Annotated in this window: 19 protein-coding genes; 13 read left to right on the forward strand and 6 right to left on the reverse strand. The window is 77.4% G+C overall.

The window, feature by feature from the left end:
* Positions 1-91 precede the first annotated feature (91 nt).
* From ACRYMN_RS07345 to ACRYMN_RS07385, 9 genes are all read left to right on the forward strand, one after another.
* Positions 92-604, forward strand: a complete 513-nt coding sequence (locus ACRYMN_RS07345; RefSeq protein ID WP_432493525.1) for a GNAT family N-acetyltransferase — start codon at positions 92-94, stop codon at positions 602-604.
* An 81-nt stretch (positions 605-685) separates the two neighbouring features.
* On the forward strand, positions 686-1,513 hold the full coding sequence (locus ACRYMN_RS07350) for an amidohydrolase family protein (RefSeq protein WP_432493527.1): 828 nt from the start codon (positions 686-688) through the stop codon (positions 1,511-1,513).
* A gap of 88 nt (positions 1,514-1,601) precedes the next feature.
* Complete coding sequence (locus tag ACRYMN_RS07355) at positions 1,602-2,159, forward strand: MSMEG_0572/Sll0783 family nitrogen starvation response protein (RefSeq protein WP_432493529.1); 558 nt, start codon at positions 1,602-1,604, stop codon at positions 2,157-2,159.
* A gap of 9 nt (positions 2,160-2,168) precedes the next feature.
* A complete protein-coding gene (locus tag ACRYMN_RS07360) occupies positions 2,169-3,260 on the forward strand; it encodes an MSMEG_0568 family radical SAM protein (RefSeq protein ID WP_432493531.1) in 1,092 nt (363 codons plus the stop codon).
* Positions 3,257-4,681, forward strand: coding sequence for an MSMEG_0567/sll0787 family protein (locus ACRYMN_RS07365; protein WP_432493533.1), 1,425 nt, complete (start codon positions 3,257-3,259; stop codon positions 4,679-4,681). The genes ACRYMN_RS07360 and ACRYMN_RS07365 overlap by 4 nt, the downstream gene beginning before the upstream one ends.
* Positions 4,678-5,631, forward strand: coding sequence for a carbon-nitrogen hydrolase family protein (locus ACRYMN_RS07370; RefSeq protein WP_432493535.1), 954 nt, complete (start codon positions 4,678-4,680; stop codon positions 5,629-5,631). Before ACRYMN_RS07365 ends, ACRYMN_RS07370 begins: the two co-directional genes overlap by 4 nt.
* Positions 5,624-6,940 carry an MSMEG_0569 family flavin-dependent oxidoreductase gene (locus ACRYMN_RS07375; protein WP_432493537.1) on the forward strand — a complete coding sequence of 439 codons (1,317 nt, stop codon included), beginning with the start codon at positions 5,624-5,626 and terminating at the stop codon, positions 6,938-6,940. Before ACRYMN_RS07370 ends, ACRYMN_RS07375 begins: the two co-directional genes overlap by 8 nt.
* On the forward strand, positions 6,937-7,803 hold the full coding sequence (locus ACRYMN_RS07380) for a carbon-nitrogen hydrolase family protein (RefSeq protein WP_432493539.1): 867 nt from the start codon (positions 6,937-6,939) through the stop codon (positions 7,801-7,803). Before ACRYMN_RS07375 ends, ACRYMN_RS07380 begins: the two co-directional genes overlap by 4 nt.
* On the forward strand, positions 7,800-8,975 hold the full coding sequence (locus ACRYMN_RS07385) for an MSMEG_0565 family glycosyltransferase (protein WP_432493541.1): 1,176 nt from the start codon (positions 7,800-7,802) through the stop codon (positions 8,973-8,975). Before ACRYMN_RS07380 ends, ACRYMN_RS07385 begins: the two co-directional genes overlap by 4 nt.
* Here the strand turns inward: ACRYMN_RS07385 and ACRYMN_RS07390 are convergent.
* A complete protein-coding gene (locus tag ACRYMN_RS07390) occupies positions 8,914-9,423 on the reverse strand; it encodes a MarR family winged helix-turn-helix transcriptional regulator (protein WP_432493543.1) in 510 nt (169 codons plus the stop codon). The genes ACRYMN_RS07385 and ACRYMN_RS07390 overlap by 62 nt on opposite strands.
* A gap of 65 nt (positions 9,424-9,488) precedes the next feature.
* Between ACRYMN_RS07390 and ACRYMN_RS07395 the strand changes: the two genes are divergently transcribed.
* The 3 genes from ACRYMN_RS07395 (at position 9,489) to ACRYMN_RS07405 (ending at position 11,617) form a co-directional block, all read left to right on the forward strand.
* Entirely contained in the window at positions 9,489-9,743 is a 255-nt protein-coding gene (locus ACRYMN_RS07395) for a hypothetical protein (protein WP_432493545.1), read from the forward strand.
* 507 nt (positions 9,744-10,250) lie between these two features.
* Positions 10,251-11,108 carry a polysaccharide lyase gene (locus ACRYMN_RS07400; protein WP_432493547.1) on the forward strand — a complete coding sequence of 286 codons (858 nt, stop codon included), beginning with the start codon at positions 10,251-10,253 and terminating at the stop codon, positions 11,106-11,108.
* Positions 11,109-11,206: 98 nt separating this feature from the next.
* Positions 11,207-11,617, forward strand: coding sequence for a TIGR03618 family F420-dependent PPOX class oxidoreductase (locus ACRYMN_RS07405; RefSeq protein WP_432493549.1), 411 nt, complete (start codon positions 11,207-11,209; stop codon positions 11,615-11,617).
* Positions 11,618-11,760: 143 nt separating this feature from the next.
* On the opposite strand, the gene ACRYMN_RS07410 is transcribed toward ACRYMN_RS07405, so the two are convergent.
* On the reverse strand, positions 11,761-12,474 hold the full coding sequence (locus ACRYMN_RS07410) for a TspO-related membrane protein (protein ID WP_432493551.1): 714 nt from the start codon (positions 12,472-12,474) through the stop codon (positions 11,761-11,763).
* The gene (locus ACRYMN_RS07415) at positions 12,471-14,567 is read right to left on the reverse strand and encodes an MMPL family transporter (RefSeq protein WP_432493553.1); all 2,097 of its coding nucleotides are present in this window, start codon (positions 14,565-14,567) and stop codon (positions 12,471-12,473) included. Before ACRYMN_RS07415 ends, ACRYMN_RS07410 begins: the two co-directional genes overlap by 4 nt.
* Positions 14,568-14,637: 70 nt before the next feature.
* On the opposite strand from ACRYMN_RS07415, the gene ACRYMN_RS07420 reads away from it, so the two are divergent.
* Positions 14,638-15,177, forward strand: a complete 540-nt coding sequence (locus ACRYMN_RS07420) for a MarR family winged helix-turn-helix transcriptional regulator (RefSeq protein WP_432493555.1) — start codon at positions 14,638-14,640, stop codon at positions 15,175-15,177.
* 12 nt (positions 15,178-15,189) lie between these two features.
* On the opposite strand, the gene ACRYMN_RS07425 is transcribed toward ACRYMN_RS07420, so the two are convergent.
* The 3 genes from ACRYMN_RS07425 to nrdF all read right to left on the reverse strand — a co-directional run bounded on the left by ACRYMN_RS07425 (position 15,190) and on the right by nrdF (position 18,363).
* Positions 15,190-16,152 (reverse strand): universal stress protein, encoded by a 963-nt coding sequence (locus ACRYMN_RS07425; protein ID WP_432493557.1) that lies wholly within the window; start codon positions 16,150-16,152, stop codon positions 15,190-15,192.
* A 110-nt stretch (positions 16,153-16,262) separates the two neighbouring features.
* Entirely contained in the window at positions 16,263-17,159 is an 897-nt protein-coding gene (locus ACRYMN_RS07430; protein WP_432493559.1) for a universal stress protein, read from the reverse strand.
* A 232-nt stretch (positions 17,160-17,391) separates the two neighbouring features.
* The gene (gene nrdF / locus ACRYMN_RS07435; protein ID WP_432493561.1) at positions 17,392-18,363 is read right to left on the reverse strand and encodes a class 1b ribonucleoside-diphosphate reductase subunit beta; all 972 of its coding nucleotides are present in this window, start codon (positions 18,361-18,363) and stop codon (positions 17,392-17,394) included.
* Positions 18,364-18,384 lie beyond the last annotated feature (21 nt).

Raw genomic sequence — 18,384 nt, forward strand, 5'->3', positions numbered from 1 at the left:
GGCACGCGGACCCCTCGGGGCCCGGGAGCACCCGCGGGAGGGCGCCTCCCGCGGAGCGCACCGCCCCGGGGGTCCTGGCTAGGCTCGCGGCGTGGCGGCAGCGAGCGTGCGGGCGACGACCGAGGACGACTGGCGCGAGGTGCGCGCGCTGCGCCTGGAGATGCTGCGCGACACCCCGCACGCCTACCTGGAGACGCTGGAGGCGGCGCTGGCGCACGACGAGGCGGAGTGGCGGGTGCGCGCCCGGCGCGGCACCTCCGCCACGAGCACCTCGCTGGTGGCGGTGGACGCCGACGGGCGCTGGGTGGGGACCATGGGCGGCTGGGTCCCCGACGCCGCGAGCGGCCCGCTGCTGGGGGGCGTGTACGTCGCCCCCTCGCACCGGGGCCGCGAGGCCGGGGTGGCCGACGCGCTGCTCGACGCGGTCGAGGCGTGGGCGCTGGCGCACGGCCCGCGGCTGCGCCTGGAGGTGCACGAGGACAACCACCGCGCGCAGGCGTTCTACGCGCGGCGGGGTTTCCGGCCCACCGGGCGCTGGGCGCCCTACCCGCTGGACCCCTCGCGGCGGGAGATCGAGATGGCCAGGGACCTGACGGGCCGCTGAGACCCGGCGGGGAGAGGTTCCCGTCACACGCGTTGTTCCGGCCGTAACCACGGTGAAACAGCGGCCGCCTTGACTTCTGCCGTGACCGGGACCGCCACCCACGACGCGCACCGCCACCTCGGCCGGCTGCCGGCGTACCCGTTCTACGGGGGCCCACCGGTCAGCCCCGACACCACCGCGCGCGACCAGCTCGCCGACCTCGTCGCCGACCTCGACCGCGAGGGCACCGAGCGGGCGCTGCTGCTGCCGAACTACGGCGTCCCGGTGGCCGGGGCCTCCTTCGCCCTGAACGACCTCGTGCTCGAGGCCGCCGCCGCGGACGACCGGTTCGTCTGCGGCCTGTGGACCTCCCCGCGCGCGCAGGACGCCGAGCTGACCGAGCGCGCGCTGTCGCTGGCCGGCGAGCGCGGCGTGGTGGCGCTGAAGACGAGCTTCCTGCTCGGCGGCGGCGTGGACGACCCCACCTCGCAGCCGCAGCTCGAGCGCATCTTCGCCACCGCCCGCGAGCACGGCCTCGTGGTGCACGTGCACACCTCCCCCGGCGGCGCCTCGGACGTGGACCGCGTCGGCGAGCTGGTCGAGCGCCACGGCGACGACGTGCGCATCCACCTGGTGCACCTCGGCGGCGGGGTGAGCGGGCACCTGAAGCTGATCGGCGGCCGGTTCTTCGACTGGGTCGAGGCCGGCAAGAAGGTCTACACCGACACCAGCTGGGCGGTCGGCTTCGCGCCGCGCTGGCTGGTCGCCGAGATCGAGCGCCGCGGCGTCGGCGCCGACCGGGTCCTGTTCGCCAGCGACGAGCCGTGGGGCGACCACGCGGGCGAGCTGGCCCGCCTGCGCGCGGCCGCCGGCGACGGCGAGCTGAGCAGGATGCTCCTGCGCGAGAACTTCACCGCGCTCTACGGCTGAACCACCCGAACCACCCGAACCACCAGGACCCGCCCGAACCCGACAGGACCCGCCAGAACCCGCTGCAGAAGGACCGGAGGGAACCCCCGTGACCCAGACCACCACCTCCCCGAGCACGACGGCCACCGAGGTCGAGGAGCAGATCGCCGCGAACATCGCCGCCGCGCTCGCGGAGATCCCGCACCCCTCGACGCCCAAGGGCACGAACATCTACGGCTCGACGAAGGTGTTCCCGGACTACCGCGCCGAGGGCGGGGAGTCGTACTTCACCCTCGTGCACGGCATCGCCCACGAGTCCTCCGTCAGCTTCGTCGCCGTCCTGCAGGCGACGCGGGCGCTGCGCAAGGGCTTCGAGTCGGCCATCTACTTCTACGGCCCCGGGTCGATGAACTGCATGGCCACCCGAGGGTTCCCCACCACCGGCGACTCCGGGTTCCCCGGGGAGCAGAACATCAACGGCGCGCTGGAGACGTTCATCGCCGAGGGCGGCACCGTGTACTGCTGCCGCTTCGGGCTGGCGCTGCACGGCCTGCGCGAGGAGGACCTCATCGCCGGCGTGATCCCGTGCCACCCCCTGGACGTGCAGGACGCGGTGATCCACTACGCCCGCAAGGGCGCCATCATCAACTCCACGTACATGGTCTGAGGCGCGGTCGTGAGCGGCGGCGGGACCGTCTCCACGCGCGTGGACGTCGCGATCCGCGGGGTCCGCGCCAGCACCCCCGTGCACCGCGCGGGCGGGGCCGGGCCCAGCGACGACGGCCACGTCGTCCTGGGCGGCCTGGCCACCGCGCTGCCGCTGCGGGCCGACAGCCCGTACCTGGTGCGCGACGGCCGGCTGCTGCGCGAGCGCTCGCGCGGCGGGCTGCTGGAGGTGACCGACCTCGGCGTGGAGGTCACCCCCGTGCAGCGGCCGCGGTTCTACGACCTGAGCACTGCCGACGGCGTGCCGTACGAGAAGGTCGCCCGGCTGCACGGGCGCGACGTGCTGGCCACCACGGTGGTGCAGACGTGCGCGCGCTACGACCCGAGCCAGCGGTGCCGCTTCTGCGCGGTGGAGGCCTCGCTGGAGGCGGGCACGACGATCGCGGTGAAGTCCCCGGCGGTCCTGGCCGAGGTCGCCGAGGCCGCCGTGCGCCTGGACGGCGTGCGGCACGTGGTGATGACGACCGGCACGTCCACGGCGCCGGACCGCGGCGCCCGGCACCTGGCGCGGTGCGCGCGGGCAGTCACCGCCGCCGTGCCGGGGCTGCCCGTGCAGGTGCAGTGCGAACCGCCCGCGGACCTCTCGGCGCTCACCGCGCTGCGGGAGGCCGGTGCCACCTCGATCGGCATCCACGTGGAGTCCCTGGACGACGCGGTGCGCCGGCGCTGGACGCCGGGCAAGGCCACCGTGCCGCTGAGCGGGTACCTCGCCGCGTGGGCGGAGGCGGTGCGCGTCTTCGGCCGCAACCGCGTCTCGACGTACCTGCTCGTCGGGCTGGGCGAGGACCCCGACGAGCTCGTCGCCGGTGCCGCGGACCTGGTGGCGATGGGCGTCTACCCGTTCGTGGTGCCGTTCCGCCCGCTCGCCGGCACGCTCGCGGTCGACGTCGACGACGTCGGCGCACCGGACCCCGCGGTCGTGGAGGACGTCACCCGCCGCGTCGCGGCGCTGCTGCGGGCCGCGGGGATGCGCGGCGCCGACCAGGGCGCCGGCTGCGCGGCGTGCGGGGCGTGCTCAGTGCTGCAGGACCTGGGGGCGTGATGGACCTGCGCACCCCCCACCACCTGCTGCCGCCGCTGGAGGTGCCGTTCCTCACCGGCGCGCCGGTGCCGCGCTTCCGCGTCGAGGTCGCCGACGGCGACGGCGAGCGGGCCCACCGGGCGCTGCGCCGGGAGGTGTTCGTCGGCGAGCAGGGCCTGTTCGAGCGCGACGACGCCGACGACGCCGACGACGACCCGCGCCGCCTGGTGCTCGTGGCGCGCACCCCCGGCGGCGCCGTGCTCGGCGGGGTGCGCCTGGCGCCGGCCCTGCCCGGGCCGGACCTGGGCTGGTGGCGCGGCAGCCGGCTCGCGGTGCAGCCGCGCGCGCGCAGCCTGGGCGGGGTGGGCGCCGCCCTGGTGCGCGCCGCGTGCGCCCACGCCGAGCGGCTGGGCGCGCTGCGCTTCGAGGCGACCGTGCAGGCCGCGAGCGCGGTGCTCTTCCGCCGGCTGGGCTGGCAGGCGGTGCGCGAGGTCCGCGCGCACGGCACCGCGCACGTCCTCGTGCGCTACCACCTCGACCGGTTCCAGCGCCTGGTCGAGGCCACCAAGGCGCCGCTGGGCGCGCTGCTGGGCGGGCTGGACACCGGCGGCGCCGCGCTGGGCGGTGCCGGTTTCCGCGGCGACGACGCGGCACCGGTGCCCGCCTCGGACCTGGTGGCGGCCTGCGACGCGGTGCTGCCGTCCATGGTGGAGCGCGACCCGGAGTGGGCCGGCTGGTGCGCGGTGCTGGTCAACCTCAACGACCTGGCCGCCACGGGCGCCGAACCCGTCGGGCTGCTGGACGCGCTGGCCGCCCGCGACGCGGCCTCGGCCGCGCGGGTGGTGGCCGGGCTGCGCGCGGCCGCCACCGCGTGGGACGTGCCGGTGCTCGGCGGGCACACCCAGCTCGGCGTGCCCGCCGCGCTGTCGGTGACGGCCCTGGGGCGCACCGCGCACCCCGTCCCCGCCGGCGGCGGGCGCCCCGGCGACGAGCTGCACCTGACCGCCGACCTCGGCGGCGGCTGGCGCCCCGGGTACCGCGGCACCCAGTGGGACTCCACCACCGCCCGCCGCGGCGAGGAGCTGCGGGCCATGGGCTTGTTCGTGGCGCGCTCGCGCCCGGCGGCGGCCAAGGACGTCAGCGCCGCCGGTCTGGTGGGCACCACCGGCATGCTCGCCGAGGCCAGCGGGTGCGGCGCCGAGCTCGACGTGGCCGCCGTGCCGCGCCCGGACGGCGCCGGCGCCGGCGACTGGTTCACCTGCTTCCCCGGTTTCGGGATTGTCAGCGCCGCCCGGCCCGGCTGGTCCCCCGCGCCGGCCGGGCCGGCCGGCACCGCGGTGTGCGGGCGCCTGACCGGCGGCGCCGGGGTGGTGCTGCGCTGGCCCGACGGGGAGGTGACCCCGGCGGTGCGGGGCGCCGTGACCGGTTGGGGGCGCGCGTGAGCACGACGCGGCTGGCGGCCGTGGCCGAGGGCTTCGGCCGCGACCTGGAAACGGCGTACGCGACGATCGGGCGGCTGCTGGAACGCGCCCGGGCCGAGGGCACCGGGTTGCTGGCGCTGCCGGAGGCGTGCCTGGGCGGGTACCTCTCCGACCTCGGCGCGGCCGGGCAGCGCGGCAGCGCCGACGACCGCCGGCGCGGCGGCGGCCCCCCGGCGCTGCGCCTGGACGGCCCGGAGCTGGAACGGGTGCGGCGCATGGCCGGGGACGTCGTGGTGGTGCTGGGCGTGTGCGAGGACGGCGGCGAGGACCGCTACAACACCGCGGTCGCCCTCGACGGCGACGGCGTGCTGGGCGTGCACCGCAAGGTGCACCAGCCGCTGGGCGAGAACCTCTCCTACGCCGCCGGGGACGTCTTCGAGGCGTTCGACACCCCGGTCGGGCGCATCGGCCTGCAGATCTGCTACGACAAGGCGTTCCCGGAGGCGGCCCGCGCCGCCGCCCTCGACGGGGCGCGGATCGTGGTGAGCATCTCCGCGTGGCCGGGCTCGCGCACCGCCCCCGCCGCCGACCTGGCGCGGGACAGGTGGAAGGAGCGCTTCGACCTGTACGACCGGGCGCGCGCGCTGGAGAACCAGGTCGTGTGGGTCGCCTCGAACCAGGCCGGCTCGTTCGGCTCGCTGCGCTTCGTCGGCAGCGCCAAGGTCGTCGGCCCCGGCGGCGAGGTCCTCGCGGCCACCGGCGTGGACGCCGGCGTCGCGGTGGCCGACGTCGACGTCGACGAGGCGCTCGCCGGCGCGCGCCGGTCGATGTTCGCGCTGCGCGACCGCCGCCCGGACGCCTACGGCGCCCTGCTGCGCCGCGGCACCCCCTCCGGCACGCCTCCGGGCGCCACCCCCGGGAGCACCCCCGGCACCACCCCCGGCGCCACCCGGGAGCCGAGCCGTGCCTGAGGGGACCCCTCCCACGGCCGGGGGCGGCGAGCAGCACGAGGTCGTCGTCGTCGGGGCCGGGCAGGCCGGGCTGTCGCTGAGCTGGCACCTGGTGCAGCGCGGCGTGCAGCACGTCCTGCTCGAGCGCGCCACCGTCGGGCACGAGTGGCGCGACGGCCGCTGGGACGCCTTCACGCTGGTGACCCCGAACTTCCAGTGCCGGCTGCCCGGGTGGTCGTACGGGGGAGGTTTCGGCGGCACCGACCCGGACGGGTTCATGGCCCGCGACGAGGTGCACCGCTTCGTCACCTCCTACGCCGCCTCCTTCGGCGCACCCGTGCGCGAGGGCGTGGAGGTGACCTCGCTGCGCCGCTCCGGCGGCGGTTTCGCGCTGACGACCACCGCCGGGGAGCTGAGCGCCGGGCAGGTCGTCGTGGCCACCGGCGGCTACCACGCACCGGTCCTGCCCCGCGTGGCCGAGCGCGTGCCGCGGCACCTCGTGCAGCTGCACTCCTCCGCGTACCGCTCCCCGGGCGCGCTGCCCGCCGGGGCCGTCCTCGTCGTGGGCTCGGGGCAGTCCGGCGCGCAGATCGCCGAGGACCTGCACCTGGCCGGGCGGCGGGTGCACCTCGCCGTCGGCAGCGCCCCGCGCTGCGCGCGCCGCTACCGCGGGCGCGACTGCGTCGCCTGGCTGGAGGAGATGGGCACCTACGACGTGCCCGCCGCGCGGGTCCCCGGGGGCGCTGCGGCGCAGGAGAAGACCAACCACTACGTCACCGGGCGCGACGGCGGGCGCGACGTCGACCTGCGCGCGTTCGCGCTGGAGGGGATGCGGCTGCACGGGCGGCTGGAGGACGTGCACGACGGCGTCGCCCGGTTCGCCCCCGGCCTGGAGCGCTCGCTGGACCGCGCCGACGCCGTCGCCGAGAGCATCAAGGACTCCATCGACCGCCACGTGGCCGAGCGCGGCCTCGACGCGCCCGTCGAGGCGCGCTACGTGCCGGTGTGGCGCCCGCCGCGCGAGGAGCTGGAGCTCGACCTCGCCGCCGCGGGCGTCACCTCCGTCGTGTGGAGCGCCGGGTACCGCGCGGACCACCGCTGGGTCGAGGTCGGGGTCTTCGACGGGCGCGGCCGCCCGCGCCAGACGCGTGGCGTCACGGACGTGCCGGGGTTGTTCTTCCTCGGGCTGCCGTGGATGCACACCTGGGGCTCGGGCCGCTTCGCCGGGGTGGCCCGCGACGCGGAGTTCCTCGCCGGCCGGATCGCCGAGCGGGTCGCCCGGCGCGGTGCCGGGCCGCGGGTGCCGGCGCCGGCGGCCGGCCGGGCGTGATCACCCGGACCGCCGCGGTGGCGGGCAGCTTCGGGCGCGACGTCGAGCGCGGCCTGTCCAAGGTGCTCGGCATCGTCGAGCACGCCCGGCAGCGCGGCGTGCAGCTGCTCGTCCTGCCGCACGCGGTGCTCGGCGGGTACCTCTCGGACCTGCGCGACGTCGGCGCGACGGGGCTGCCCCCGGCCCTGGACGGCGACGGCCCGGAGGTCCGCCGCGTCGCCGAGGCCGCCCGCGGCGTCGTGGTGTGCTTCGGCTACACCGAGGCCGAGGGCGCGCGCCGCTGGAACTCCGCGGTCTGCGTCGCCGACGGCCGCGTGCTGGGGCGCCACCGCAAGGTGCACCAGACCGCCGGGGAGGGGCGCCGCTACGCCGCCGGGGACGCGTTCCGCGCGTTCGACACCCCCGTGGGGCGGCTGGGGCTGCTCATCGACTACGACAAGACGTTCCCCGAGTCCGCGCGCACGCTCGCCCTGGACGGCGCGCAGGTGCTGTGCTGCCCCTCGGCGTGGCCGGCCAGCGTCACCGACCGCGCCGCGCGCCTGGCGCACGACCGCCAGTCGCGGCTGTTCGACCTCTACGACGGCGCGCGCGCCGCGGAGAACCAGGTGGTGCTCGTCTCCGCCAACCAGACCGGCGTGACCGGCCGGCTGCGGTTCCTGGGGCAGGCGAAGGTCGTCGGCCCCGGCGGGGACGTGCTGGCGCGCACCGGGACCAAGGGCGGCATGGCGGTGGTCGACCTGGACCCGGCGGCGGAGGTGCGCCGGGCGCGGCGCACCCTGCGGCACCTGCAGGAGCGGCGCACCGGCACCTACCGCGGCCTGCTCGAGCCCGCCGCGCACGAGGCGGCGGCGGTGCTGCCGTGAGGGTCGCGCTGGCCACCTACTCCACCAAGCCGCGCGGCGGGGTCGTGCACACCCTGGCCCTGGCCGAGGCGCTGGTCGAGGCCGGCGCCGAGGTGTCGGTGTGGACCCTGGGCCGCGGCGGGGACCGTGCGTTCTTCCGGCCGGTGGACCCGCGCGTGGACGTGCGGGTGGTGCCGTTCGCGCCGCGCGAGGGCGAGGACGTCGGCGCCCGCGTGCTGCGCTCGGTGCGGGTGCTGCGCGAGGGTTTCGACGCGGCCGGCTACGACGTGGTGCACGCACAGGACTGCATCAGCGCCAACGCCGTGGGCCGCTGCGTGCGCACGGTGCACCACCTGGACACCTTCACCACGCCGGAGCTGGCGGCGTGCCACGAGCGGGCCCTCGTCGAGCCGTACGCGCACGTGTGCGTCTCGCGCGCCGTGGCCGCCGAGGTGCGCGCGGGGTGGGGGCTGGACCCCGTCGTCATCCCCAACGGGGTGGACGCCGCACCGTTCGCCGCCGCCGCCTCGGGCAGCGCCGCCGCCCGCGCGGCGCGCCGGGCCTGGCGCGAGCGCTTCGGCCGCTACGTGCTGGCGGTCGGCGGCATCGAGCCGCGCAAGGGCAGCGTGGACCTGCTGCGCGCGGTGGCGCTGCTGCGCGAGCGCGTGCCCGGGGTGCGGCTCGTCGTCGCCGGCGGCGAGACGCTGTTCGACCACCGCGAGTACCGGGCGGGTTTCGACGACCTCGCGGTGCGCCTGGGCGTGCGCCCGCACGTCCTGGGCCCGGTGCCGCAGGAGGACCTGCCGTCGCTGGTGGCCGCGGCGGCGGTGGTGGGTTTCGTCTCCACGAAGGAGGGTTTCGGGCTGGCGGCGATGGAGGCGCTGGCCGCCGGGGTGCCGCTGGTGACGCGCGAGCTGCCGGTGCTGCGGGAGGTCTTCGACGGCGCGGCGCTGTTCGCCGCCGACCCCGCCGGCACCGCCGCGGCGCTGCACGAGGCCCTGACCGCCGCCCCGGGCGACCCGGCGGCCGCCGCCCGGCGCCGGCGGGGCCTGGCGCTGGTGGCCCGGCACACGTGGGCGCGGGCCGCCCGGGCGCACCTGGAGCTGTACCGCTCGCTGGTCCCCGCGGCGCTCAGCCCGCCCGCACCTGCGGGTCGTCCTGCGGCTCCGCGGCGGTCCGCGCCGCGGCGATGACCCTGCTCAGCCCGTCGCGCAGCGCCTCGAGCTCGTGCACGTCCACCCCGAGGCGCTCGACGACCTGGGCCGGGACGCGCTCGGCGCGCGCGCGCAGCGCGCGGCCGGCGCCGGTGAGGGAGACCGCCAGCGAGCGCTGGTCCTCGGGCAGCCTGCGGCGCTCGAGCAGGCCGGCGGCCTCCAGGCGCTTCAGCAGCGGCGAGAGGGTGGGCGCGTCGAGCTGCAGCGCCTCGCTGAGCTCGCGCACCGACATCGGCTCGCGCCCCCACAGCGCCAGCATCACCAGGTACTGCGGGTGCGTCAGCCCCATCGGCTCCAGCACGGGCCGGTAGACCGACAGGACGCTGCGGGCGGCGACGACGAGGGCGAAGCAGACCTGCCGCTCCAGGGCCAGCGGGTCCTCCGCCGCCGGGAGGTGGGTGCCGGCCGGGTCCGCACTGGTGCTCACGCGCACAGCGTACGATGCTTAATGCACGAAGTGTTGCACCGCGAAGGATCGACCCGAGGACCGACATGCCCTTCGACGACACCCGTGGCCTGCCGGCCCACCTGCAGCGGCCCCGCTCGAGGAACCGCTGGATCGACCTGCTGCTCGACGCCGCCTTCTCCTTCACCGGCCCGGCCCAGGTCTCCGAGGAGGAGGGGCCGCAGCGCGGCCCGCGCACCCCGGAGGAGGCGAGCCGCGGGTACGCGCAGTGGGAGCGCGTCACCGTCGACGGGCACACCTACCTCGTCGAGCGCCGCCCCGAGGACCCCGCCGGTCCCTGAGCACCCCGCCGGTCCGCGAGCACCCCGCCGCGGGTTCCCGAGCACCCCGCCGCGGGTTCCGCGCAGCCCCGGCGCGCCCCCCGCGGGGGGTCCGCGCGCCAGGGGCGGGGTGCGCCGGGCGTGGCGGTCACGTGCGCACGCCGTGGCAGAGGCGTGACGAGTTCCAGGTGGACCCTGGTCCGTTCACCGTTCACCTACCGCTATGGTTCGACCGCGCCGTCGGGTCCGGACCGATCGCGTGCTGCCGACCGGCCCCTGCAGTGAGGACTTCGATGGCACCAGCACGGCCCGACCACCGCACACCCCCGGCGAGCGGGACCACCCACCCCGCCGCCGGGAACCGTGCGACGGGTCGTCGCTGCACCTGACGAGGTCCACCCGCCCGCCTCCCCCCGGCGAGCGGTCCACCGGTCCCGCACCCGCTCCCCCGTCCACCCGACGTGCCGACGCCCCCCGTCGGCACCGACGCGCTGCCCCGTGCCATCCCCCCGGCGATACGGAGAAGCCATGTCCCCGCACGTCCCCCCGTCCCACCCGCCGCGATCCGCCCCCCGGGCCGCGCGGGCCCGGCGCTCGCTGACCGCGTTCGCCTGCGCGTTCCTCGCCCTGGCCCTCGGCCTGGGTTCCGCCGGCACGGCCGTCGCCGCCGGCTGGGGCACCGGCCCCGCCACGCTGCAGCAGATCGTCGCCAGCGGCGGCGCGGTGCAGGCCTCCCGCGAGAACCTGACCTCCCCGTCCACCGGGGTCTCGCGCGTCCACCTGGACCGCGGGCAGATGAACGGCTACAAGCTGCGCAGCAGCATCGACGCCCGCGAGCAGATCACCCTCTCGTACCAGGTGCGCGTGCCCCGGGCCACGCACGACCAGGGCCTGGCGAAGGTCGACCTGAAGATGCCCGGGCTCGCGGGCATCCCCGTCGGCAAGGACCCCTGGTACGCCCCCTCCGGCGGCACGATGCGCCCCGACGCGTTCTCCGTGCGCCTGCACACCCGCGCCTCCGCGCACGACAGGATCGGCTACCCGTGGTGGGACGCGTACGTGTACGCCCCCTGCGCCGACGGTCAGACGCAGACCCGCTGGGGCATCTCGGCCAGCCTGAACGGCCCGGACGGCCGGCGGCTGGGCATCCCCGTCGACCGGTGGTTCGAGGTGAGGATCCGCGTGGCGGTCAACACCCCCGGCCGCGACGACGGCGCGCTGGACGTGTGGATCGACGGCGTGCAGGGCCTGGCGCTGCGCGACGTGCAGTGGCGCGCCTCGGGCGTGCGCACGCCCGTGAACCAGCTCATGGCCGAAACGTTCTTCAACTCGCCCGGTTCCCCGCTGGACGGCTACGTCGACTACCGGGAGTTCCGCGTCTCCTGACGCCGCGACGCCCCGGTGCGGCCGGGGCACCCCGCCCCGCGGGGTGCCCCGGCCGTACCATCCGGGAGGACCCGCCCGGACCGACGACGGAGAGCACCGTGCCGAACCCTCCCCTGCCGCAAGACGTCGCCGCGCTGCTCGCGCAGCCGAACCCCGCCGTGATGGCGACCGTCCACCCCGACGGGCACCCGGTGAGCGTGGCCACCTGGTACCTGCTGCAGGAGGACGGCCGCGTCCTGCTGAACCTCGACGCGGGACGTGCGCGCCTGCGCCACCTGCGCGCCGACCCGCGCGTCTCGCTGACGGCGCTGGCGCGCGACGACTGGTACACGCACGTCAGCGTGCAGGGGCGCGTCGTGGAGTTCCGCGACGACACCGACCTGGCGGACATCGACCTGCTCTCGCAGCACTACCTGGGCCAGGCCTACCCCACCCGCGACCGCGCGCGCGTCAGCGCGCTCGTGCAGGTCGAGCGCTGGCACGGCTGGGGCGCCGCCCAGCAGGGGTGAGCACGACCCGACCGCGCGCAGCGGCGGCCGCGCAGGAGCCCCGAGGGCCGCGGGGAACCCCACTGGGAACCCCGGGAAACCCGCGCGGAACCTCGGGAACGCCGCGCGGGAGGCGCCGGACCGGGTCCCGGCCGGCGCGCGCCTCAGGGCCGCGCCGGCTGCCGGGCGGAGCGGGCGCGCGCCAGGAGCGCGGCCGCGGCGACGAGCACCAGCCCCACCGCCGCGGCCGCGGCCAGCGCGCTCGCCCCGGCGGAGGCGGTGGAGACCAGCACCCCGAGCAGGGCCCAGCCGCCCGCGGCGGGGAAACCGGCGCTCCCGCGGGAGAGCAGGGTGCCGACGGTGACGGTGAGCACCGCCCCGGCGAGCAGGGCGAGCAGGGTCGCGGTCCCCGGGTCGGTCAGGACGGTGGCGGTGTTCACCCACACCGCCGCCGCGCTCCAGCCGGCGTAGGCGCCCAGCGTCCCGCGCACCAGGGCCGCGTCGCGCCGGCCCACCCCGCCGTCGCCCGCCGTCACGGCGGCGCGCAGCGCGACGGCGAGCGCGAGGAGCATCCCGGCGAACAGCGGCACCGTGAGCACCGGCGCGTCCGCCGCCGCGAGCAGCCAGAGCACGAAACCGGTCTGCGCCAGGGTCAGCGGGGCGCGCACCGCGCGGAACAGCGGCGCCGCCGCGCGCGGGGGCGCCAGGCCGCGCACCGCCACGGCCAGGCAACCCAGCAGCACCACGCCCCACACGGCGAAGAAGGGACCGGGCGGGACCACGACCGGGTCGTCGCCCGAGCCCTGGTCGAACCCGGCCGCGAGCGGGGAGAGCGCCTGCGCGAGGGCCGTTCCCGCGAGGACCCAGCGCCCCCTCACGGCACGAGCTCCCGCTCGCGCGGTGCCGGGGCGCGGTCCAGCCGGCTCGGCCACCAGGTGCGCGGGCCCAGCAGCGCGACGATCGCGGGCACGAGCAGGGTGCGCACGAGCAGGGTGTCCAGCAGCACGCCGATGCACACCACGACGCCGATCTGGGTGAGCGTGATGAGCGGCAGCACGCCCAGGACGGTGAAGACCGCCGCGAGCAGGACCCCGGCGCTGGTGATGACGCCGCCGGTGACGGCCACCGCGGTGCGGATGCCCTCGCGGGTCCCGGCGGTCAGCGCCTCCTCGCGCGCGCGGGTGACGAGGAAGATGTTGTAGTCCACGCCCAGGGCGACGAGGAACAGCAGGCAGAGCAGCGGCACGCCGGTGTCCAGGGCCGGGAGGCCGAGGACGTCGACGAACAGCCGGTTCCCGGCCCCCAGGGCGGCGGCGTAGGTGGCCAGCACGGTCGCCACCAGGAGCAGCGGGCCGACGAGGGCGCGCAGCAGCACGACGAGGACCGCGAGCACGACGAGCACGACGAGCGGGCCGACCACGAGCAGGTCGCGCCGGGAGGCGTCGCGCTCGTCGACCGCCTCGGCCTCGGCGCCGCCCACGAGCGCGTCCGCGCCGGGCACCGCGCCCACGGCCTCGCGCAGCCGCTCGACGGTGGCGCGGGAGGCGGCCGAGCCGGGCTCGGCCTCCAGCTCCGCGTCCACGCGCACCAGGCCCGCGCTCTCGCCGGTCACCTGCGCCGAGGCCACCCCGGGCACCGCCGACGCGGCGGCCACCACCGCCTCGGCCGCGCCGGCGGCGGCGACGACCCGCGCCGCCTCGCTGCCCCGCCCGGGGAAGTGCTCGCGCAGCGCCTGCGCACCCTCGACGGACTCGGCGGCGGTGCGGAAGCGCTCGGTCTGCGCCAGGCCCTGCTGCACCCCGACCAGCCCGGCGCTGAGCACGGCCAGCAGCACCAGCGAGAGCAGCACCACCGGCCGGGGCCGGCGCACCACGCGGGCGGCGATCCGCGCCCAGACGCCGGTGCGGGCGGTGTCCCGCGAGCCCACGCGCGGCACGAAGGGCCAGAACAGCCCCCGCCCGCACACCACGAGCGCGGCGGGCAGCACCACGAGCCCGGAGATCCCGGCGACGACGATGCCGACGGCCACGTCGATGCCGAGCGAGCGCGTGGACGGCAGCACCGCCGCGAGCAGGGTGAGCACCGCGAGCACGACGGTGGAGGCGCTGGCCAGGACCGCCGGGCCGGCGCCGGCCAGGGCCCGGCGCATCGCCAGGCGCCGGTCGGGGGTGCGGCGCAGCTCCTCGCGGTAGCGGGCGATGAGCAGCAGGGCGTAGTTCGTGCCGGCGCCGAAGACCAGGACGCTGGTGATGCCCGTGCTGGAGGGGTCGGCCGGGGTGCCGCCGATGCGGTCGACGACGGTGAGCAGCCCGGCGGCGGTCCGGTCCGCGACGCCGACGACGGTCAGCGGCACCAGCCACAGCACGGGGCTGCGGTAGGTCACCAGCAGGAGCAGGGCGACGACGCCGGCGGTGACGAGCAGCAGGCGGGTGTCGGCGCCGGAGAAGGAGTCCGCGATGTCCACGCCGAAGGCGGGCCCGCCGGTCACCTGCGCGCGCAGGTCCGCGGGCAGCTGCTCGCGGGCGGCGGCGCGCACGTCGCCGACCTGCTGCGCGCTCTCCTCGCCGGTGACGTCGGAGGGCAGCGGCACGACGGCCAGCAGGGCCTCGCCGTCCTCGGAGGGCACCGGCCCGGCGGCGCGCCCGCCGACGGCCAGGGCGCCCAGGCGCTGCGCGGCGGCGGCGGCCGCCTCGCGGTCGGTGTCGGTGAGGGCGCCGCCGTCGGTGCGCGTCCACACCACCAGGGCGGGCGCGGTCTCCTCGCCGGGGAAGCGCTCGAGCAGCTGCACGGCCCGGGCGGACTCGGCGGCGGCGGGCAGCCGCGCCCCGCCGGCCTCGGTGGGCGGCGCCTCGCCCTCGCCGGCGACCACGGCGCCGGCCAGGACGAGGGCGACCAGCAGGACGAGCCAGGCGCTGACGCGGCCGGTGACCAGGCGTCCCAGGGCCCGGGTGGCGTCGGGGTTCTCGGTCACGATCCTCCTCAGCGGCATGAAGTCTCAGTGACTGAGATGTTAAACAGACGTGAGGTAAGCTGGCAAACCGATGAGCACCCAGCCCCCCGGCCCCCCCGGCATGTACCGCCCGCGCGACACGCCCCGCGCGCGCCTGCAGGCGGAGGTCCTCGACCTGGTGCGCGACCTGGGCGCGCAGTCCCAGCGCGTGGCCGACGACTTCGCCGGCCGGCGCGGCCTGCACCCCACCGACATGCGCGCCCTCCTGCACGTGATGCGCCGCGAGGGCGAGGGCGACCCGATGACCACCGGGGAGCTGGCCACGGCCCTGGGCCTGACCTCCGGCGCGGCCACCGGCGTCGCGGACCGCCTCGAGCGCGCCGGGCACCTGCGCCGCGAGCGCGACACCGCCGACCGGCGCAAGGTGCACCTGCGCTTCGGCGAGCGGGGCGCGGCGGTGGCGGTGGAGTTCTTCGGCCCGCTGGGCCGGCGCAGCGACGAGCTGATGACCCGCTACGACGACGCCGAGCTGGAGGTGGTGCGCCGCTTCCTCACCGACATGACCGACGCGCTGGGGGCGCACGGCACCGGGGCGCAGGGCACCGGGGCGCAGGGCACCGGGGCGGGCTGACGCGGCGCGGCCTCAGCCGGCGGCGTGCGTCAGGCCGGCGGCGCGGCGGCGCCCGCGGGCCCGCGCGGCGTCGGGCACCACCAGCACCGGCTGCTGGGCGCGCTGCAGGACCGCGTGGCTGGTCGAGCCCAGCAGCGCGCGCAGCAGGGCGCCGTGCCCGCGCGAGCCGACCACCAGCAGCCGGGCGTCGGCGGCGGCGTCCAGCAGGGCGTCCGAGGCGTACGCGTCGCGCAGCACGACCTGCTCGACCTCGACGGCGTGGCGGGTGCGCACCTCGCGCACGGCGTCCGCCAGCACCCGCCAGGCCCGGCGCACCTCCTCGTCGCGCAGCCGCTCGCAGGCGGCCGCGTCCACGGCTAGCGAGGGGTCCAGCAGCAGGTGCACGGCGTGCACCGCGCGCAGCGGCTCCCCCAGCCGGGCCGCCTCGGCCGCCGCCCGCTCCAGCGCCGCGGCCGAGGCGGGTGAGCCGTCGAAGCCCACCGCGACCCCGCGGGCGCCGGCCGGCGCGTCGCGGGTGACCACCACCGCCGGGCACGGGGCGTGGGCGGCCAGGAACAGGCCGGTCGAGCCCAGGCGCAGCCCCGGCACCGGCCAGCGGCGCTCCTCGTGCCGGCGCGCGCCGGTGACCACCAGCGCCGCGTCCTCGGCGGCGCGCAGCAGCACCTGCCGCGGCCCGCCGCGCTCGACCGAGGTCGTCACGGCCACGGCGGGCTCCTGCGCGCGCACCAGCTGCGCGGCCTCCTCCAGCACGGCACCCGCGGCGGCGTCGAGGTCGGCCAGCAGGCCCGTCAGCGCCCACGCCGTGGACGCGTCCGTCGTCACCGGGTACGGCACGGCCCGCACCAGGTGCAGCGGGGCGCCCCACCGCCGCGCCTCGGCCGCCGCCCAGCGCAGGGCGGCGGCGGCGGTGGCCAGCGCGTCGACCCCGACGACGACCCTGCTGCCCGTGGTGCCCGTGGTGCCCGTGGTGCCCACGACGTCCTCCTCCGCGCTGCGCCCGCCGCCGCCGGGGCGCGCCCACGGCGCCCCGGTGGCGGTGACCCTGCCCCCGGGGCGCGCCGGCGGACAGGGACCTCGGTCCCGGGTCAGGCCCCGACCAGCGCGCCGGCACCGGGTGCACCGCCCGCACCCGGTGCGCGGTCGACGGTCGTGGGCGGGACCACCACCACGGGCACGTGCGCGCACCGCAGCACCCCGCGCCCGGTCGAGCCGAACAGCGCGGAGAGGAACGAGGGGTGCGCGTGCGCGCCGACGACGAGCAGGCGCGCGCGGCGGGACCTGCCCACCAGCACGTCGGAGGCGAAGGCGCCGGTGACCAGCACCACCTCGGCCTCCACGCCGTGGCGCCGGCGGACCCCCTCGACGACCTCCTCGACCGCCGCCGCCGCCAGGCGCCGGGCCGCCCGGCGCGCCTGCGGGTCCTGCTCGAGCAGGTGGCCCACCGGGGGGTGCGCGACGTGCACGACGCGCAACCGCTCCCCGCGCAGCGCCGCCTCGGCGGCGGCGAACTCCAGCGCCGCCGCGGAGGCGGGGGTGGCGTCGAAACCGGCGACGACCCCGTGCCCGCCGGTGGGCGCGGACCCCACGCAGACCAGCGGGCACGGGCAGCGCTCGGCCAGGACCTGCCCGGTGCGCCCCGGCCGGGCCCCGTGCCGGTCGGTGCCCGTCACCACGAGGTCGGCGTCCGCGGCGGCGCGCAGCAGCGCCTCGTGCGCCGGGCCGCCCACCGCCGAGGAGCGCACCGCCACGCCCGCGCCGACCGCGCGGACGAGGTCGCCGGCGCGGCGCAGGGTGACCGAGACGTCCTCCCCGCCGCGGCCGGGCGGCTCCTGCGCAGCGGCGTCGGCACCGCGCGCGAGGGCGTGCACCAGGTGCAGCCCCGCGCCCCGGCGGGCCGCCTCGCGCACCGCCCAGTCCAGGGCCGCGTCCGAGGCGCGGCCCTCGGCGACCCCCACCACGATCGTGCTGTCCCTGCTGCTCACGGCTCCTCCTCGGCGGCACCGGGCGTCCTCGCGCGGTCCCTCCGGCCGCGACGGCGAGGCCCCGGCCCCTCCATGGTGCGCCGCCGCGGCGCCGCGCGGTAGGGGTCGGCCCGCGGGGCTCGCGCCGGGACGAGCGGGGGCCGGCCGTCACGCTCGCGCGCGCCGGCCGGCCCCCGTCCGTGTGCGCGCCGCGGGCCCGTCGGGTGTGGTCACGACGGGCCCGCGGCGCAGATCAGAACTCCCAGTCCTCGTCCTCGGTGGCCACGGCCTTGCCGATGACGTAGCTGGAACCGGAGCCGGAGAAGAAGTCGTGGTTCTCGTCGGCGTTGGGCGACAGCGCCGAGAGGATGGCGGGGTCGACCCTGGTGGTGTCGGCGGGGAACATGCCCTCGTAGCCGAGGTTCATGAGCGCCTTGTTCGCGTTGTAGTGCAGGAACGTCTTGACGTCCTCGGTCAGCCCGACGTTGTCGTACAGGTCCGAGGTGTACTTGCACTCGTTGTCGTACAGCTCGAAGAGCAGGTCGAAGGTGTAGTCCTTCAGCTCGTCGCGCTTGGCCTGGTCCACGCGCTCCAGGCCGCGCTGGTACTTGTAGCCGATGTAGTACCCGTGCACGGCCTCGTCGCGGATGATGAGGCGCACGAGGTCGGCGGTGTTCGTCAGCTGCGCGCGCGAGGAGAAGTGCATCGGCAGGAAGAAGCCGGAGTAGAAGAGGAACGACTCCAGCAACGTGGAGGCGACCTTGCGCTTGAGCGGGTCGTCGCCGTGGTAGTAGTCCAGCACGATGGACGCCTTGCGCTGCAGCGCCTCGTTCTCCTCCGACCAGGTGAACGCCTCGTCGATCGCCTGCGTGGAGGCCAGGGTGGAGAAGATCGAGGAGTAGCTGCGCGCGTGCACCGACTCCATGAACGCGATGTTCGTGTAGACGGCCTCCTCGTGCGGGGTCAGCGCGTCCGGGATGAGGGAGACGGCGCCGACCGTGCCCTGGATGGTGTCCAGCAGGGTCAGGCCCGTGAACACGCGCATCGTCAGCGTGCGCTCGGCGTCGGACAGGCGCGCCCACGACTGCACGTCGTTGGACAGCGGCACCTTCTCCGGCAGCCAGAAGTTGCTCGTCAGGCGGTTCCAGACCTCGAGGTCCTTCTCGTCCTGCACGCGGTTCCAGTTGATCGCGTTCACGCGATCGATGAGCTTGAGCTTCTCCACCGTCTCGTCCTCGTCCCTCGT

Source organism: Kineococcus gypseus, assembly GCF_050871305.1.
Lineage (GTDB): Bacteria > Actinomycetota > Actinomycetes > Actinomycetales > Kineococcaceae > Kineococcus > Kineococcus gypseus.